The organism is Desulfovibrio piger (assembly GCF_012843875.1).
GTDB lineage: Bacteria > Desulfobacterota > Desulfovibrionia > Desulfovibrionales > Desulfovibrionaceae > Desulfovibrio.
The window spans coordinates 13666-28172 of record NZ_JABAFY010000007.1 but is presented as its reverse complement, the minus strand read 5'-3'; the positions used below and the strand labels follow the sequence as shown (position 1 = coordinate 28172).

The window sequence follows — 14507 nt, the reverse complement described above, 5'->3', positions numbered from 1 at the left end:
GCGGGGACTTCCGTCCCGCTATTTCCCTTCAAAGTACATTCTGGTGAACGGCACTTCGTACTGGGTCTGGTTGAAGCCCACCCCCTTGAGGCGCTTGGTGAAGAGCGCCTTGTTGGTCTCGTAGGTCAGAGGGATGTAGATGGCATCCTCATGCAGATGGGTCAGGGCAAAGGTGAAAAGCTCCTGCCTGCGGACCGGATCGGTGGAGGACATGATCTCCGTGATGGCCGCATCGATCTGGGCCTTGTCGGGCAGGGAAAGCTGGGCGGCATAGTCGCCGTAGACGCGCTGGCGCATGGCGGCCATGGAAGACTGCGGGTCGTAAGGCATGCCCCAGCAGATGTTGAAGATCATGTCGAACAGGCCGTTCTTCATGTTGTCGCGATAGGACTGTTCTTCCTCGCCGCGCAGGCTCACCTTGATGCCGAGCTTGCCGTATTCATGCTGCAGGTATTCGGCGATGGTCTTTTCCGTCACGCTGTTGCTGTTGTAGAGCAGCCCCAGCTCCATGCGCTTGCCGTCCTTCTGGCGAATGCCGTCGGAGCCCGGCTTCCAGCCGGCCTCGTCCAGGATCCTGGCGGCCTTGGCCATGTCATATTCGTAGGGTTTCAAATCGATGTCGCAATAGGGGACACTGCGGGCATACAGCGTATCCGCGGGAAGTTCGGTATTGTGGAACACCCCCTTGGCGATGGCGACACGGTTGGTGGCATGCTGCAGGGCCTTGCGGACATGGATGTCGGCAAGTACGGGATTCTGGCCGTTGAGGACGATGTGCCGGGTGGAGGTGGGGGCGGAAAGGGCAACGCCGAACCCTTTGCTGTCCTTGTATTTGTTCAGGGCATCGGCATCCAGCATGTTCTTGCCCCAGATCAGGTCGATCTCGCCTTTTTCCAGAGCCAGGATGCGGGTCTGGTTGTCGGGGATGACCTTGACCACGACACGCTTGATCTTGGGCTGTTCGCCCCAGTAGTTCTCGTTGGCCTCGAAAACGGCGTATTCGTCCGTGACGACCTTGGTCAGCTTGTAGGGCCCGGTTCCCACATAGGCCGTCACGCAGTTCTTGGTGGATCCGTTTTTCATGGCCTTGGGCGAGATGATGGCAAAGGGACGGGTCACGCCCAGTTCCGTAAGCATGGGCCAGTACGGAGCCTTCATGAAAATGCGGAAGGTCTGGGCATCAGGCGCGTCCACCTTTTCCAGCAGGTGCATCATCTCCAGCCAGGTATGGCGGGCACGGTTTTCCAGGATGGCATCGAAGTTGGCCTTGATGGCAAAAGCATCGCACGGGGTCCCGTCAGTGAACGTGACGCCCTTGCGGATATGGAAGGTGTAGACTTTGCCGTCGGCAGAAATATCCCAGCTTTCGGCCAGGCAGGGCTTGTAACCGTCGGCCGTGATGTCCACCAGGGTCTCGAAGATCATTTCCTGCGCGTACATCTCACCGGCATACAGGTGGGGGTTGAGATCACGGACATCCCGGTAGTTGACAAAATTCAGCGTATCGGTCGTGTCATTCGTGGCCCGGGCATCAAGGCCGGGAAAAAGGAATGTCCCTGCCAGGGCAAGAGAGAAGGCCAGCTTGCCGAAAGTGGAATGAATGGTCATGCAGTCCGTCCTTTGTTATGGAATAAAAATTCATTTTCATTTCCAATGGACTCTATGCCATAACCTTCTGATGCCGCAAAATACTTTTTTCCCATTACCCGTGATAGGAAAGGGGAATCACGGCAGGGCGGAGCATGGGTATCCCAGGGGCCCTTCAGGCGCTGGGGCAAAGGTAGAGTACGGACTGACTGGAACCTGCGTGGATGCGAACGGGGTGGGCCAAGACGAAGTACCTGATAGAGGAACATCCGGTAAGGATGCACACAGGTCCGGCATCGTGGGTTACTCCCGCAGCCGCAGGGAGCAGGCCGCGGCAGGCGAGCCGCCGCTTTCGGCCGTGTCTGCCGGTTTGCGCGGCGTGTGGCACAGGCGGGCCATGGCATAGACCGTTTTTTTGACCTCCCTGCGCAGCCAGTCCGGGGCCAGCGCCTGGGCCCTGTCAGCAAAGCCCAGCACCCAGGAAAGACACTCCGCTTCGTTATGCGCCCTGATAGGCAGCCTGACGGAACCGTCGTCATGCATTTCGCAACGCTGGTCCCGGCTCCAGCGGCGTTCGGCCGCATAGGTGGCGGCCTCCGGGGCAAAGCGCAGGCTGACTTCGAAAGGTTCTTCTTCCATTTCCATGATGCCAGCCCCTCGCCGGACGGTGCGGGGATGTCCGGCAGGGCGGCAGAGCTGCGTCCGGTGACGCGACTGGCCGTGATGCGATGCACGCCAGCAGGGGCGTATCGTCGAACAGACGCTCCACCGGACCGTCATCCGTGACCATATGGTCTTGCACGAAAAGGCTCTCGCGATAGGCCAGCAGGCGCAGCGGCGCATACTGCCAGGTCTTTTCCTGCCGGTGCAGGGCAGCACGGTAGCTCACGGTACAGACGTTGCGCGTCTGCATGGCCTGGGTCAGACAGTCCAGCGTGGCCGCAAAGGGCTCGTAGTCGATACGGCCCTTGCTCAGCCGACCGCCGATACCGCCGGGCGGCAGGCTCTCTGTGTCCGGCAGCAGGGCGGCCGCCAGATACGGGCTGTCACACATGACGCGGTGCATGTCGTCCGGCAGACAAAAAAGGCGTACCGGTATCCGGTACGCCTTTCGTGTTTCGTGCGTCCTAGGGGGCTGTGGCTACTTCATCTCCTGATAGAATTCGTCCACGGCGGCCAGCACTTCCAGCGGCGGGTTCCAGCCGATGAGCGTGGCCATGAAAAGGTTCAGAGCCATGCTGACGGGGCTTTCGAAGACCGGCGAGAGATCACGCGGGCGTGCGCCCTTGAGGATGGCCTCCACCAGACCGGCGCTGAAGCGGCCTTCTTCGGCCGTATTGGATTGCGCCACACTCAGCAGGGCCCCGTGGATCACGTCCGGTGCGCCCAGCTGGGAAAAGGTGGGGACATGCGCATCGGCCAGCGGCTGCAGCACCCTGCGCATGGCACCGGCCTGCAGACCGACATTATACGTGAGGTAAACAGCCTCGGCCCCTTGGTCCACCAGTTTTTTATGACAGGCCAGCAGACGCTCCGAGGCCAGGTCCGTGTCCTGGATGTCGAAGGTATCGGTACAGCGCAGCAGGGTGATCCCCAGTTCCCTGGCGGCATCCTCGATCTCGTTGAGGGCGATGCTGCCGCGGCCGGCCGGGGTATCTTCGTAGGCGATGCCGAGCTTTTTGAAGGCGAAGATGTCGTGGAAGAGCAGGACCTGGCGCTTGAAGCGGTCAGGCTCGATAGGGGCCACCAGATTGTCCCGCCCCGAATCTTCCACCGAGGGGATGATGCCCGCGTCCACCGCATTGGTCACGGACGAGACGATGACTGGAACAGGCAGATCCTGCGCGGCAAGATCCTGTCCGGCCCAGGTCCCGAAGGCCAGGACCATGTCCACGTCCTTCTTTTCCCGGATGCGGCGCAGGACCTCCTGGCGTACTTTTTCCCGTTGTTGGCCGTCCCAGTCCGCGGAGTAGAAACCGTCCGCCGGAAAGACAAGACGTTTGCCGCCTGCATGCTGGTGCAGCCATTCCCACATGCCGCGGGCTTCTTCGCTGTCCTTGGGCAGGGGCACATGCCCGTTCTCGATCAGTCCGCGTTCCTCCAGTCCCAGGGCCAGTCCCTGAAAGATGCGCTGGTAATCGGAAAAGGGGCCGCCTTCCACATAGATCACCCGCCATACCTTTTCCCCGTCGGGATCGGCCTGCGCAGGGGCGGCAAAGGCGCAGTCCCGGAGCAGCAGAGGCAAGAGCAGCAGGCAGGCAAGCACAGGGGCAACATATCGTGACGTCTTCATGAAACCTCCGAAAGGGGCGCCGTCTCCTGCTGGGGAGAGGCGGGCCGGGAGTCGGGAAGGGATGGTCCCGGCAGAGTATCGTGGATAAGGGTCTTGCGGATGTGGGGCATACGGCAGGTACGGGCCACGGCCCAATAGGACGGGATGAACCGGACATGTTCCCCCGGCACGGGAGCCTGTGGGCAGCCGCTCAAGTCCAGGATGGCGTAATTGCCGCTGAAATCGGATATCCGCCAGTCCGGGCGGGCCAGGGAAAGGCCCCGGACGTCCGTATGCAGGCTGCCGCAGTCCACCAGCGCCTGGAGCCGTTTTCCCAGATCAGGGCAGTCGGCGTGCAGCCCCCGTCCGTTGTGGACGCTCTGTCGGGGCGGACGGATGTCCCGTTCCGTCACTTCCAGCACCGTGGCCGACAGGCGGAAGATATCCTGCCGGAAGTCCCCGGCCAGCAGGGCTTCGTCCCGGTACATGTCCCGGCCAAGCAGCAGGGGATCCCCCATGCGGAATTCCATGATGCAGCCGGGCGGCAGATGCGGTCCATGCCCGTGACGGCGGGCGAACCAGTTCCAGAAGATGCTCCCGCCCAGGCTGACCCGGTGCAGGGCATGCCCCAGCAGGGTGCCTGCCCGGGCCGCCAGGGCTTCGAGCAGGGCCATGTTCTCGTCGTCCGGACAGGTCCCGTACAGGCAGCCGAGATTGACGCCGATGCCCGCCACATGGGCGCCCGGCCCATGGGCCGCACGCTGCGACGCGGTCGCCACGGCCCGCAGCAGGGCGGGGGCATCTTCCTGCGGGATCCCTTCGCGCATGTCGCCTATATCCACCATGAGCAGGGCCTCGTGATGCAGACCCGCGGCACGGGCAGCAGCATCCAGGGCCCGGAAGGTCGTCTCACAGGAAAAGGCGCTGCGTTCGAACAGGCGGACGACGTCGTCCGCCCTGTCCGGGGGGGCCAGATTGATCAGGACGCGCCCTGTGCGTGCAGGCGGCTCCTGTCCGTACAGAAGATGCTCCGTCATATCCGCGATGCCGTAGCGGGCATAGCCCTGCGTACGCAGGAAATCGACGACGTCCGGGTGGGAAGCCACCATCTTCAGCACCGGCAGGAAACGGAAGCCCCAGGCCTGTTCCTGGCGCCGCACAAGACGCAGATTATGGGCCAGGGCATCCAGATTTATCTCCAGTTCAGGCATGAGGCATCTCCAGGGGGAAAGGCGCAAGAAAGGGCAGGCTCCCGATGGGCGGGGCCTGTTGCAAAAGGCTGTCCAGCAGCGGCGGTCGCATCTCCTGAGCGGACAGGTCTTCATAATGATACGGCAGCGAGGCTGCCAGGGCATGATCGACCCGGCTGTGCCGCAGTGACTGCCACAGGGCGGGAGAGAGGCCGCCGGCCAGCCAGAGGTCCGCGGCGCCGGCTCCCCGGCCGGTCTGCCGCAACGGGCCGTCAGGGCAGGGCAGACGCAGGGGCAGCAGCCCCGTGCAGGGCGGACAGGGACGGAATGCCCCGGCGATGCGCGTGGCCGGCCCGTCGGCACCGCAGTGCCGCAGAGCCGTACAGATGCCCCGGATCATGCGCGGCAGGTACGAGGTCTGGAAGATGCCTCCGGCACAGCGCAGGCCCCTGGCCGCCGTCACGGTGGCGAAATAAAGGAAAAGCGAGGGGAGGATGCGCTCTTCCGCCAGGGCCCTGCCCAGGGTGCGGGCATCCAGCGGCAGGCGCCAGCCTGCATCCCGGACAGCCACCAGCGAGCGGAAATCGCGGGCAGGCCGCAGAGCCAGGGCCCGGCCTTTGCCGTCCACGCCCCAGAACAGGAAGGTGCCTCGCTGCAGGCCCTGCGCATCCCCGGTCCAGCAGGCCCGTTGCCCGTTGAGGGCATCCCAGATAGCAGCGGCCAGCGGCGGATGCAGGAGCAGGTGCCGGACAAGGCTGTCCGGTTGTTCCAGATCGGCCGTGATCAGGCGACCGCACAGCCATTGCATGTCCAGCGAGACCAGCGGCGGGAGGTCACAGCTTTTCGGGATGACCTGCTGCCACAGCAGGGCATTCATGAGGCTGGCCTGATCCCGGAATGTCTGCTGTTCCAGTACGCGGGGATGGCGGTAGACGGCCTGGACAAGACGGTCCAGAGCATGCGGCTCTTCCGGCTGGCCGAAAAGCTGCGAGGGCAGGATGACCTCGGCGGCGGTGAACGCCGGGCGCACGCTGATGAGCCCATGCCGGTCCCTTCCCGGCAGGATGGGCAGTTTGCGGCTGCGGAAACTCACCTCTTCCGGGGTGCCGCATCCCAGCAGGATGCCGCGAGGATACGCCACGTTGTTGGCCGGGACAGCGCCGCAGTTGAACAGGGGCACGGCGTGGCGGCAGCTCATGGCGAACAGCAAATCGCCCTGGAAGAATTCCGGGTGGAAATCCACACCGTGATGGTTGGCCGTAAGTGCATGGAGATCGCTCTCCAGTTCACGGCGCAGGGCCTGCCCCAGATCAGGCGAATACAGCCGGGCGCAGGTCGCGGCGGCCAGTTCCACAAGGTCGTCAGCGGCTTGCGGCGGCCTGGGCAGGGCGGCGTCCGCGCCAAAGCCTGCCGCATAGTCCGCCAGTGTCTGCGCTCCTGCCTGTTCGAAGGCCGCCAATGCCTCCGGGCAACGGCTGCGGATCCAGTCCCGGGCGGAGGTCATGCTCTGTCTCCCGAATGGCGGGTCGGGCGGACCAGTAACAGGAAAAGAAGGGAAATGGCCACCAGGATGATGCCTGCCCAGCGGGCGGCGTCATCCACGCTCATGATGGCCATGACAGCCCCCACGCAGACCGGGCCGATGACCTGCCCCACGCGTTGCAGGGCATCCAGCAGGCTCATGGCCTGATCCACACCGATGGCCCGGGCGATGTCCAGTTCCAGCAGGAATTCGCTCTGGGCCGGGATGTTGAGACCGGTGGCCAGTCCCAGCAGGATGGATCCCGCCACCGAAGCCGGCAGGGGAGGAAGGAAACAGAAACAGGCCACGGACAGGGCCGAGAGGATGCCGGCCCAGAAAAGGAGCGGGCCTTTGTGCAGGCTGTTGCCGACCAGACGGGCGAAAAGGGGACCGCTGTAGATGACGATGAGGCAGTTGAGCATGTAGATGCGTCCGATGTTGGACTGGGCCACATCGGCCTGCTTGAGGAAGACAGGCAAAAAGTAGTTGAGGAAACCCACGCAGAGCAGGGTCGAGGGCAGCAGAGCCAGCAGGATGAAAGCCAGGAAGTGGCGGTCCGCCAGCAGGCGGCGGATCTGCGGCAGCGTCAGTCTGGCGGCCGGGGCTTCTTCCCGGACGTCCTCCTGCTTTTCCTGTCCGCGCAGCAGACGCAGGGGCACCAGGGCCAGACAGGCCAGGATGACGGCGGAGATGGCGAAAACGGGACCGTAGCCCAGACGTTCGGCCAGCATGGCCCCCAGGGCGCTGCCGCACAGGGATCCGGCATAGACACCGGCAAACATGTCGGCCAGTTTGCCGTCTCGCACCGTGTAGGCCTGGGCAGTGAGCAGGGAAAGGCCGTAGCCCAGTCCCACCAGCGCCCGGGCGGCGATGAAAAGCCAGGGGGTCCAGGCCAGCATGGAGGCCAGATAGCCCAGGGCCATACAGATGATGCCCGTCATGAGGGGCGGCCGGGCCCCTTTGCGCTTCATCCATGTCCCGGCGATGAGCACGCTGAGGCCGGTCATACCCATTTCCGCGGAGATGGGCAGGCCCAGCAGTACGTCGCGCGGGAGTATGCTCGTGGTGGTGAGTTCGGCCATGCGCAGGGGGATGAAGGAAATGGTCATGTCCATGGCCAGGATGAAGACGAACATCAGCGGGCGGAACAGGGCGCTGCGGTGAGCGTGGGATTGCGTCGTTCCCTGCAGGCGGGCTTCCAGACTGCGGGAGAGCAGCAGGAACATCTCCACCATGAAGATGAGGGAGATGGCCACCAGGGCCAGGATGTCCAGCCCGTTGGCGATCAGGCGCTCCAGCCAGGGACCGCGCGCGAGGGTGGCCCGCAGTTTCCAGCCCTGCTCCGGCGAATCCCCGCTGACGGAAAAGGCCGAGGCCAGCTCCAGCAGGGGGAATTCCTCGCCGGGCGGCAAAAGTTCGGGAAGGGGGCCGGAAGCGTGGCTCGATGCGAATACTTTGCCGGAAGGCGCCAGGACCTCCAGGACAAGATCGTCACCGTGGGCGGTGGCGGCCCGGGTCAGATAGGCGGACAGGCGGCTGGTATCGTCCAGGGAGACACCCACCAGCAGCAGGCGGTTGAGGTCCTCGGTCAGGATGGCGCCGGTATGCGCGGCATCGTTCCTGAGCCCCTGCGTATATTGCCGGCTGACGGCATGCAGGGCCAGGGCCCCATTGCCCAGCATGAGCAGCAGGAAAATGGCGATGCACAGATTGCGGGGCATGCCTCCGGAACGGCGCAGGCCAAGGCAGAGGGACAAAAGCAGTATCCCTGCCAGTGCCAGCCAGCCCTGAAAGAGCAGCTGCTGCCGGAAAAGATCCCTGAGTGTGGCATCCAGATTGCGGGAAGGCATCCAGACCGCGATATGGCCCACGATGTGTTCGTCCCGGTCCGCGACGGGGGCCAGCAGCAGTTCCCCGTCCTTCAGGGAAAGGACAGCCTCTGTTCCCGTTTTCGGCAGGCGGTCGCTGATGTCCGGCAAAAGCGGGAAGCGCCCCCAGTGATGCAGGGCCATGCCCCGGGCATCCAGTACGGCCAGCGGCATATCGGCAGCCTGGCCCACACTGGCCAGCAGACGGTCGATATTGTGGTAGGTCTCCAGCTTTTTGCCAAAGCGGATCCCTATGGCCATACGGCTTTTCAGGGCCGTGGCCGCCACACTGGCCGATGCCTGCGTCCCTTCCCGTGTGGCCGTGCGCAAGGAGGAATAGAGCAGGGCATCGTACAGCAGCAGGCTGCACAGGAGGATGGCGATCCATCCGGCCAGGATGCGGCCCAAGGGCGCGCGCTGGTCCATCGAAGAGCAAGGCATGGTCATGAGGATGTCCGGGGAGAGGCAGGTTGGGCCACGCTCGCACTGTGCGTGCGGCAGAAGGCCAGCATGGTGATGTCGTCGGATTGGGGCTCTTCTCCCCGGAAGCGGACAAGCTCCGAGAAAATGAGCGTCAGCAGTTCCCTGGGCGAGGCCCCGCGATGGGCGGCCAGGAAATCCTGCAACCGGGCCTCACCGTACAGTTCCTTGTCGCCGTTCATGGCTTCGGTCACCCCGTCGGTAAAGAGCAGGCAGGTCTCCTGTTCCTTGAGGGTATCCGTGAACAGCGTGTATTCCATGTCCGGGATGACGCCCACCAGCGGGCCGCTTAGCTTGTCCAGCATGCGGGGCGGGGCGTCCGAGGCCGCATCGATGATGTAGGGCGGGCAATGCCCGCCGTTGGCGTAGCTCAGTTCACCGCTTTGGGGGTCATACAGGGCCAGGAAGAGGGTCACGAACATGTTGCCCGGGTTGTGGGCCTCGAGCATGGCGTTGACCTGCGACATGGCGGCCGCCGGATCGAGCCCGGAGACGAGGGCGTAGCGCACGAGCGTGACGGTCATGGACATGAACAGGGCCGCCGGGACACCTTTGCCGGACACGTCTCCCAGGACAAGGGCCCGCCGCCCGTCGCTGGTGACGAAAAAGTCGTACATGTCGCCGCCCACTTCCTTGGCGGGATCCAGAAAGGCCGAGGCCCGGAAACCGCACACTTCGGGAGCTCCGTCCGGGGGCGGGAGGATGCCCATCTGGATCTCGCGTGCGGCGGAGAGCTCGCCCTCCATGCGTTCCTTGCTGGCGGTGGCCTCCATCAGATTGCGGATGTTGGTGGTAAGGGCCCCGCCCAGATGGGCATAGGCCCGGGCCAGCTGGCCCAGCTCGTCGCGACGTTCCAGCGGCAGCCCCTGGCTGAGGAGGGGCTCGAGCCGGTCAAGGGCATCGGGGGCGGCAAAATCCACTTCGGCCAGCTGACGGGTCTTGCGGGTCAGCAGTTTCAGGGGACGCAGCGTCCTGATGAGCATGAGCAGGGCCGCCAGAGCCACCAGCAGCATGATGGGCAGGCTCACGGCCAGCAGGCTGGCCAGCAGGCTGTCGGAAGGCTCCCGTATCTCGTCCAGGGGGGCCGTCAGGGCCACATACCAGCCAAAGGCCCGGATGCTGCCCAGCAGGCAGAGCATATCGCCCTGTGCCGACGGCAGGATGACCTTGGCCATGCCCGTCTGGCGGGCTTCTGCCCGGGCCGCGTCGAGGCCGTCAGGAAGAAGACCGTCACCACTGGAGACCAGGATATGCCCGTCACCGTCCAGCAGCGCCACGAGCCCGCCGGGATAAAGGGACATCTCCCTGAATTTTTCCCGCGTGTCCTCCAGCAGTTGCGTCTGGGCCCGGACAGCCATCTTTTCCAGATCGTCCAGGGGGATCATGGAGACCAGGATCTCCCGTGACGGCCTGTGGCCGTCCAAAGGCAGGAAATAGGTCAGCACGGGGCGATAGGTGCCGGAGGGGACCATGCGGCCTTCGTTGGTGGCCACGAGGCGGGGCAGGTCAAAAACGGCAAAATCACCATCCCGGGACAACTGTTTGAGCAGGCGCTGCACGGGCCGCTGTTTGGCATCCCGCAGACTGGACGACAGGCCCAGAAGACTCGTCTGGCCGCTACGGAGTTTTTCCGTATCCAGGATCTCCATGCGGATACTGTCGACGTCATCCACCAGAGCGATGCTGGCGGCGTCCATGGCGGACAGCAGGGGTTGCAGGACGAGGTGGGCCTGCCCGCTGCCCGCGGGACGTTGCGGGGCCAGGGCCCGCAGCAGTGCCTGGACGCGGGCGGAGGTGTCCCGCAGCTGCGCTTTGCGCAGGAGCACGGAGCGCACCTTGGCCGCCAGATGGTTGAGGGTGGCCGTATTGAGCCGTTCCTCTTCCACCAGCAGCAGGGTGGCGAAATTTTTTTCTTCCATCCCGATCATGGTCTCCCCGACCCGCTGCCAGGTCAGGTAGAGGACCAGCGCGACGGTGAGGGCCACGGAACAGACCACCAGCAGGGCCAGCCGCAATCTCAGGCTTGCGTTCATGCCTCCTCCCCGTCATGGCCGTGGGCCGTCTTGTCGAGGCGCAGCAGCTTTTTGCGCAGGCCTTCCCGGGTGATGCCGAGCAGTTCCGCCGCCCGGCTCTTGTTGCCCTGGCAGGCGTCGAGGGCCCGCTGTACCAGCAGGCGCTCCGCCTGTTCCAGATTGAATGTCGTCCGGATGTCCGGCAGCGGTTCCCGGGGGGCGGTGGCGCTTGTCTTTATGCAGCCGTGGCGCGCCAGGGCGGCCAGCAGTTTGGGAGAAAGATCCGACGGACGGATGACCGTATCCACGGTAAGGGCCGCTGCCCGTTCCATCTCGTTGCTCAGTTCGCGCACATTGCCGGGCCAGTCGTAGGCCAGCAGGCACTGCTGGGTGGCCGGGGCCAGGGGCAGGGCAGCGCGTTCCATATTGTGCGCATGCTGGGCCAGCAGATGCCGGGCCAGCAGCAGGATGTCGTCGCCCCGTTCGCGCAGGGGAGGGAGCGTCAGCTCGGCCACATTGAGGCGGTAGTACAGGTCTTCCCGGAAGCGCCCCCGGGCCACGGCCTGCCGCAGGTCCACATTGGTGGCCGCGATGACCTTGATGTCCACGGGCACGGGCCGGGCGCTGCCCACGCGCAGGACTTCCCGTTCCTCGAGCACGCGCAGCAGTTTGGCCTGATTGGGCAGGGACATGTCCGCCAGTTCGTCAAGGAAGAGCGTCCCGCCCGAAGCTTCTTCCACCAGGCCGCGGCGGGCGCTGACGCCGGTGGCCACGCCCTTTTCGATGCCGAACATCTCGCTTTCGAACAGGGAGTCGGGGATGGCCGTACAGTTGACGGCCACGAAGGGGGCATCACGCCTGGGGGAGTGGTAATGGATGGTCTTGGCGAAGATCTCCTTGCCCGTGCCGGAAGGCCCCAGGATCAGAGTGTTGATGGGCCGCCGGGCGATGGCCAGGGCCTGGGCCACCACCTGGCGCATGGCCGGGCAGCGACCGATGATGCGGCGGACGTTGTACTCCTTTTGCAGGGTCTCCACCACCTGCCGGTTCTCCTCGTGCAGGCGCAGACGGCTTTTTCCCAGCTCCTGCGAAAGCTGTTCCACCTTTTCCAGCAGTTCCGCCCGGTGGAATTCACGGGCTTCCACCTTGACGATCATCATGCCGAAGGCCTCGGCCAGACGTTCCAGCTCCGGCGAGGAGCTGCCTTCCCGGGTCAGGGCGAACAGGGCATCCTCGTCCGCGGGACGACCCCAGGCAAGGTCGTCGCACAGGCGTATCAGCAGGGCAAGGGTTCGGGCGTTCTTTTCGTGCATGGCTTATCCTTGGCGCAGGGATTGCACCCAGCGCAGCACTTCCGCCACGGGGCCGATGAGGTCCTGGGGGATATAGGCGTTTTCCGTGCCTTGCTCGTACAGGCTGCGTGCCAGCGGCACGTTGCGCATGATGGGGATGCCCTCTTCCCGGGCGGTCTCGATCATGCGCTGGGCCAGCACGCCCTGGCCCTTGGCCAGGATGACGGGCAGGGGGGTCCTGTCTTTTTCATAGTCCAGAGCCACGGCAAAATGGGTGGGGTTGGTCACAAGCACCTTCGCTTTCCTGACGTTGGCGATCTGGTTCTGGGCGATCATCTCCTGGTGCAGCTGCTTGCGCTTGCCCTTGATGAGCGGATCGCCCTCGCTTTCCTTGAATTCCCGTTTGACTTCTTCCTTGCTCATCATGTGCTGCTTGTTGAACTGCCACTTCTGGAAGCACCAGTCCGCGGCGGCGATGACGCAGAACACGCCCGCCGAAACAAGGACAAGGTCACCGCAAACGGAACCGAGAAGGCGCCACATGTCGCCGATGTCACCCTGCGGGATGCGGAACAGCTGCGGCATGTAGTCGGAAAAAATGATGTACACATTGATGCCCAGGATCAGCACCTTGATGATGTTCTTGAGAAACTCCACCAGATTCTTGAGGGAAAAGACCTGCTTGAACCATTTGTTCATGCTCAGGTTTTCCAGTTTGGGCATGGCGGCCTGTACGGAAAACAGCACCCCCACCTGCATCATGTTGGCACAAAGGGCCACGACCATGACCATGCCGATGAGCGGCAGGGCCACACGCAGGGCGCAGAGCAGGGTGGACGTGACGGCCAGGGGCAGGGCCTCCTCGAACGGCCTGTCCATGAGCAGCATGGGGGCCTCGCCCATGGCCAGCAAGGTATTGAGCATGTCGGAAGACATGGCCAGCAGATAGACGGCCACCGCCATGACGGTCAGGGCCGAAGGCACGTCCTGGCTTTTGGCGACCTGCCCTTTTTCCCGGGACTCCCGCAGGCGTTTTGGGGTCGGTTGTTCTGTTTTTTCGCTGCTCATAGGCTCAAAGTCTCCCGCGCTCCGCATCTGCCGTCATGGCCTGCGGGCATGGCGGCATCATTCCCCTCCCGGCAGGAGATTATTCAGCTTGAGGATGGATTCCCGTGTAAAATCAAAAAGTTCCGGTGCATGCGACAGCAGCAGTCCAAAATAGAAGCACAGCAGGAAAGCCGCGATGCCGCACTTGATGGGCATGGCCAGCACATACACGTTGAGCTGGGACGCAAAACGGTTGATCAGGCCCAGGGCCACGTCGGTCAAAAGACAGGCTGCCGCGATGGGCCCGGCCAGCAGCAGCATGTGCCCCATGAGCCAGCCGACCTTTTCCGCAAAATACAGGGGCGCTCCCTGGGGCACATCCAGGGGCAGGAGCTGCGTCACCGGCCAGATGCCGTAACTGGCGTACACCAGCCCCACGAAGGCCAGGAACGCCCCGGAAGTATAAAAGATGTAGACCAGGCTCTGGAACAGCAGCTGGCCCAAAGGGCTGCTCTGGTCGCCGGAAAGGATGTCCGTTCCTTCAGCCATGCTGGCCCCGCGCTGGTTGTCCATGAAAAATCCGGCACTTTGCACGGTCCAGAAGACGATGCCCGCAAGAAAGCCGATCATCAGGCCGAGCACAGCCTCCTTGAGCAGGAGCAGGGCCAGCTTGCCGCCCACCGCCAGGGAGAGCGCTGCGGAAAGCGTGATCTCGTCGGTCAGGTGGCTGACGATGACGGGATGCAGGGGCAGGTACAGGGCCAGCACCAGCAGCAGACGTATCTGGCCCATCACCACCGCAGAGCCCAGGAAGGGCGCCACCGTGACCAGGGCGAAGAGCCGCGGCGTGCCCAGCAGCAAGGCCGTGAGGTGCCCGTAGACCCCGAGTTCCTGCAAAAATTGCGAAAAATCCATGCGTGTCCTGTCCGTGGCGTATCCTGGGGGCACCCCTTCCGTCAGCCGTATCCGGGCCTGCCGTTCAGAGCAGGTAGAAGCGGTTGAAGATGTCCTCGCTGTACCGCAATATCTCGCCGCTCAGCCATTTGCCCATAAGGAAGAGCGTCAGGCCCACGGCCAGCAGCTTGACGCCGAAGGCCAGGGTCTGTTCCTGCAGCTGGGTGATGGCCTGGATGAGGCTGAGCACGATGCCCACCACCGAAGCCACGATGATGGGCGGCAGGGACAGGATCATGACCAGGTACAGGGCCTTGACGGCGTAATCGATGGCAAGTTCCAT

General features: G+C 64.0%; 11 protein-coding genes. All 11 read right to left on the bottom strand.

The features are described 5' to 3' along the window. Nucleotides 1-18 precede the first annotated feature (18 nt). The 11 genes from nikA to sctS all read right to left on the bottom strand — a co-directional run bounded on the left by nikA (nucleotide 19) and on the right by sctS (nucleotide 14507). Nucleotides 19-1608, bottom strand: coding sequence for a nickel ABC transporter substrate-binding protein (gene nikA / locus HF854_RS03155; protein WP_168934973.1), 1590 nt, complete (start codon nucleotides 1606-1608; stop codon nucleotides 19-21). A gap of 282 nt (nucleotides 1609-1890) precedes the next feature. After that, nucleotides 1891-2232, bottom strand: coding sequence for a WYL domain-containing protein (locus HF854_RS03150; RefSeq protein WP_168934972.1), 342 nt, complete (start codon nucleotides 2230-2232; stop codon nucleotides 1891-1893). 496 nt (nucleotides 2233-2728) lie between these two features. Further along, nucleotides 2729-3880 carry an ABC transporter substrate binding protein gene (locus HF854_RS03145; protein WP_205906014.1) on the bottom strand — a complete coding sequence of 384 codons (1152 nt, stop codon included), beginning with the start codon at nucleotides 3878-3880 and terminating at the stop codon, nucleotides 2729-2731. After that, nucleotides 3877-5070, bottom strand: coding sequence for an alanine racemase (locus HF854_RS03140; RefSeq protein WP_168934971.1), 1194 nt, complete (start codon nucleotides 5068-5070; stop codon nucleotides 3877-3879). The genes HF854_RS03145 and HF854_RS03140 overlap by 4 nt, the downstream gene beginning before the upstream one ends. Further along, complete coding sequence (locus HF854_RS03135) at nucleotides 5063-6553, bottom strand: hypothetical protein (protein ID WP_168934970.1); 1491 nt, start codon at nucleotides 6551-6553, stop codon at nucleotides 5063-5065. The genes HF854_RS03140 and HF854_RS03135 overlap by 8 nt, the downstream gene beginning before the upstream one ends. Beyond that, nucleotides 6550-8886, bottom strand: coding sequence for an MFS transporter (locus HF854_RS03130; RefSeq protein ID WP_168934969.1), 2337 nt, complete (start codon nucleotides 8884-8886; stop codon nucleotides 6550-6552). The genes HF854_RS03135 and HF854_RS03130 overlap by 4 nt, the downstream gene beginning before the upstream one ends. Continuing rightward, nucleotides 8883-10952: a SpoIIE family protein phosphatase gene (locus tag HF854_RS03125; protein ID WP_168934968.1), complete on the bottom strand. Its 2070-nt coding sequence runs from the start codon at nucleotides 10950-10952 to the stop codon at nucleotides 8883-8885. Before HF854_RS03125 ends, HF854_RS03130 begins: the two co-directional genes overlap by 4 nt. Then, complete coding sequence (locus HF854_RS03120) at nucleotides 10949-12244, bottom strand: sigma-54 interaction domain-containing protein (RefSeq protein ID WP_168934967.1); 1296 nt, start codon at nucleotides 12242-12244, stop codon at nucleotides 10949-10951. The genes HF854_RS03125 and HF854_RS03120 overlap by 4 nt, the downstream gene beginning before the upstream one ends. A gap of 3 nt (nucleotides 12245-12247) precedes the next feature. Then, nucleotides 12248-13291, bottom strand: a complete 1044-nt coding sequence (gene sctU / locus HF854_RS03115) for a type III secretion system export apparatus subunit SctU (protein ID WP_168934966.1) — start codon at nucleotides 13289-13291, stop codon at nucleotides 12248-12250. Between the two features lie 57 nt (nucleotides 13292-13348). Then, nucleotides 13349-14185 (bottom strand): type III secretion system export apparatus subunit SctT, encoded by an 837-nt coding sequence (sctT, locus tag HF854_RS03110; RefSeq protein ID WP_168934965.1) that lies wholly within the window; start codon nucleotides 14183-14185, stop codon nucleotides 13349-13351. Between the two features lie 64 nt (nucleotides 14186-14249). Next, nucleotides 14250-14507: a type III secretion system export apparatus subunit SctS gene (sctS, locus tag HF854_RS03105; protein ID WP_006004747.1), complete on the bottom strand. Its 258-nt coding sequence runs from the start codon at nucleotides 14505-14507 to the stop codon at nucleotides 14250-14252.

Bases quoted from the DNA above. Each gene is read 5' to 3' on its own strand.
- nikA (WP_168934973.1), bottom strand. From the start codon at position 1,608: ATGACCATTCATTCCACTTTCGGCAAGCTGGCCTTCTCTCTTGCCCTG.
- HF854_RS03150 (WP_168934972.1), bottom strand. From the start codon at position 2,232: ATGGAAATGGAAGAAGAACCTTTCGAAGTCAGCCTGCGCTTTGCCCCG.
- HF854_RS03145 (WP_205906014.1), bottom strand. From the start codon at position 3,880: ATGAAGACGTCACGATATGTTGCCCCTGTGCTTGCCTGCCTGCTGCTC.
- HF854_RS03140 (WP_168934971.1), bottom strand. From the start codon at position 5,070: ATGCCTGAACTGGAGATAAATCTGGATGCCCTGGCCCATAATCTGCGT.
- HF854_RS03135 (WP_168934970.1), bottom strand. From the start codon at position 6,553: ATGACCTCCGCCCGGGACTGGATCCGCAGCCGTTGCCCGGAGGCATTG.
- HF854_RS03130 (WP_168934969.1), bottom strand. From the start codon at position 8,886: ATGACCATGCCTTGCTCTTCGATGGACCAGCGCGCGCCCTTGGGCCGC.
- HF854_RS03125 (WP_168934968.1), bottom strand. From the start codon at position 10,952: ATGAACGCAAGCCTGAGATTGCGGCTGGCCCTGCTGGTGGTCTGTTCC.
- HF854_RS03120 (WP_168934967.1), bottom strand. From the start codon at position 12,244: ATGCACGAAAAGAACGCCCGAACCCTTGCCCTGCTGATACGCCTGTGC.
- sctU (WP_168934966.1), bottom strand. From the start codon at position 13,291: ATGAGCAGCGAAAAAACAGAACAACCGACCCCAAAACGCCTGCGGGAG.
- sctT (WP_168934965.1), bottom strand. From the start codon at position 14,185: ATGGATTTTTCGCAATTTTTGCAGGAACTCGGGGTCTACGGGCACCTC.
- sctS (WP_006004747.1), bottom strand. From the start codon at position 14,507: ATGGAACTTGCCATCGATTACGCCGTCAAGGCCCTGTACCTGGTCATG.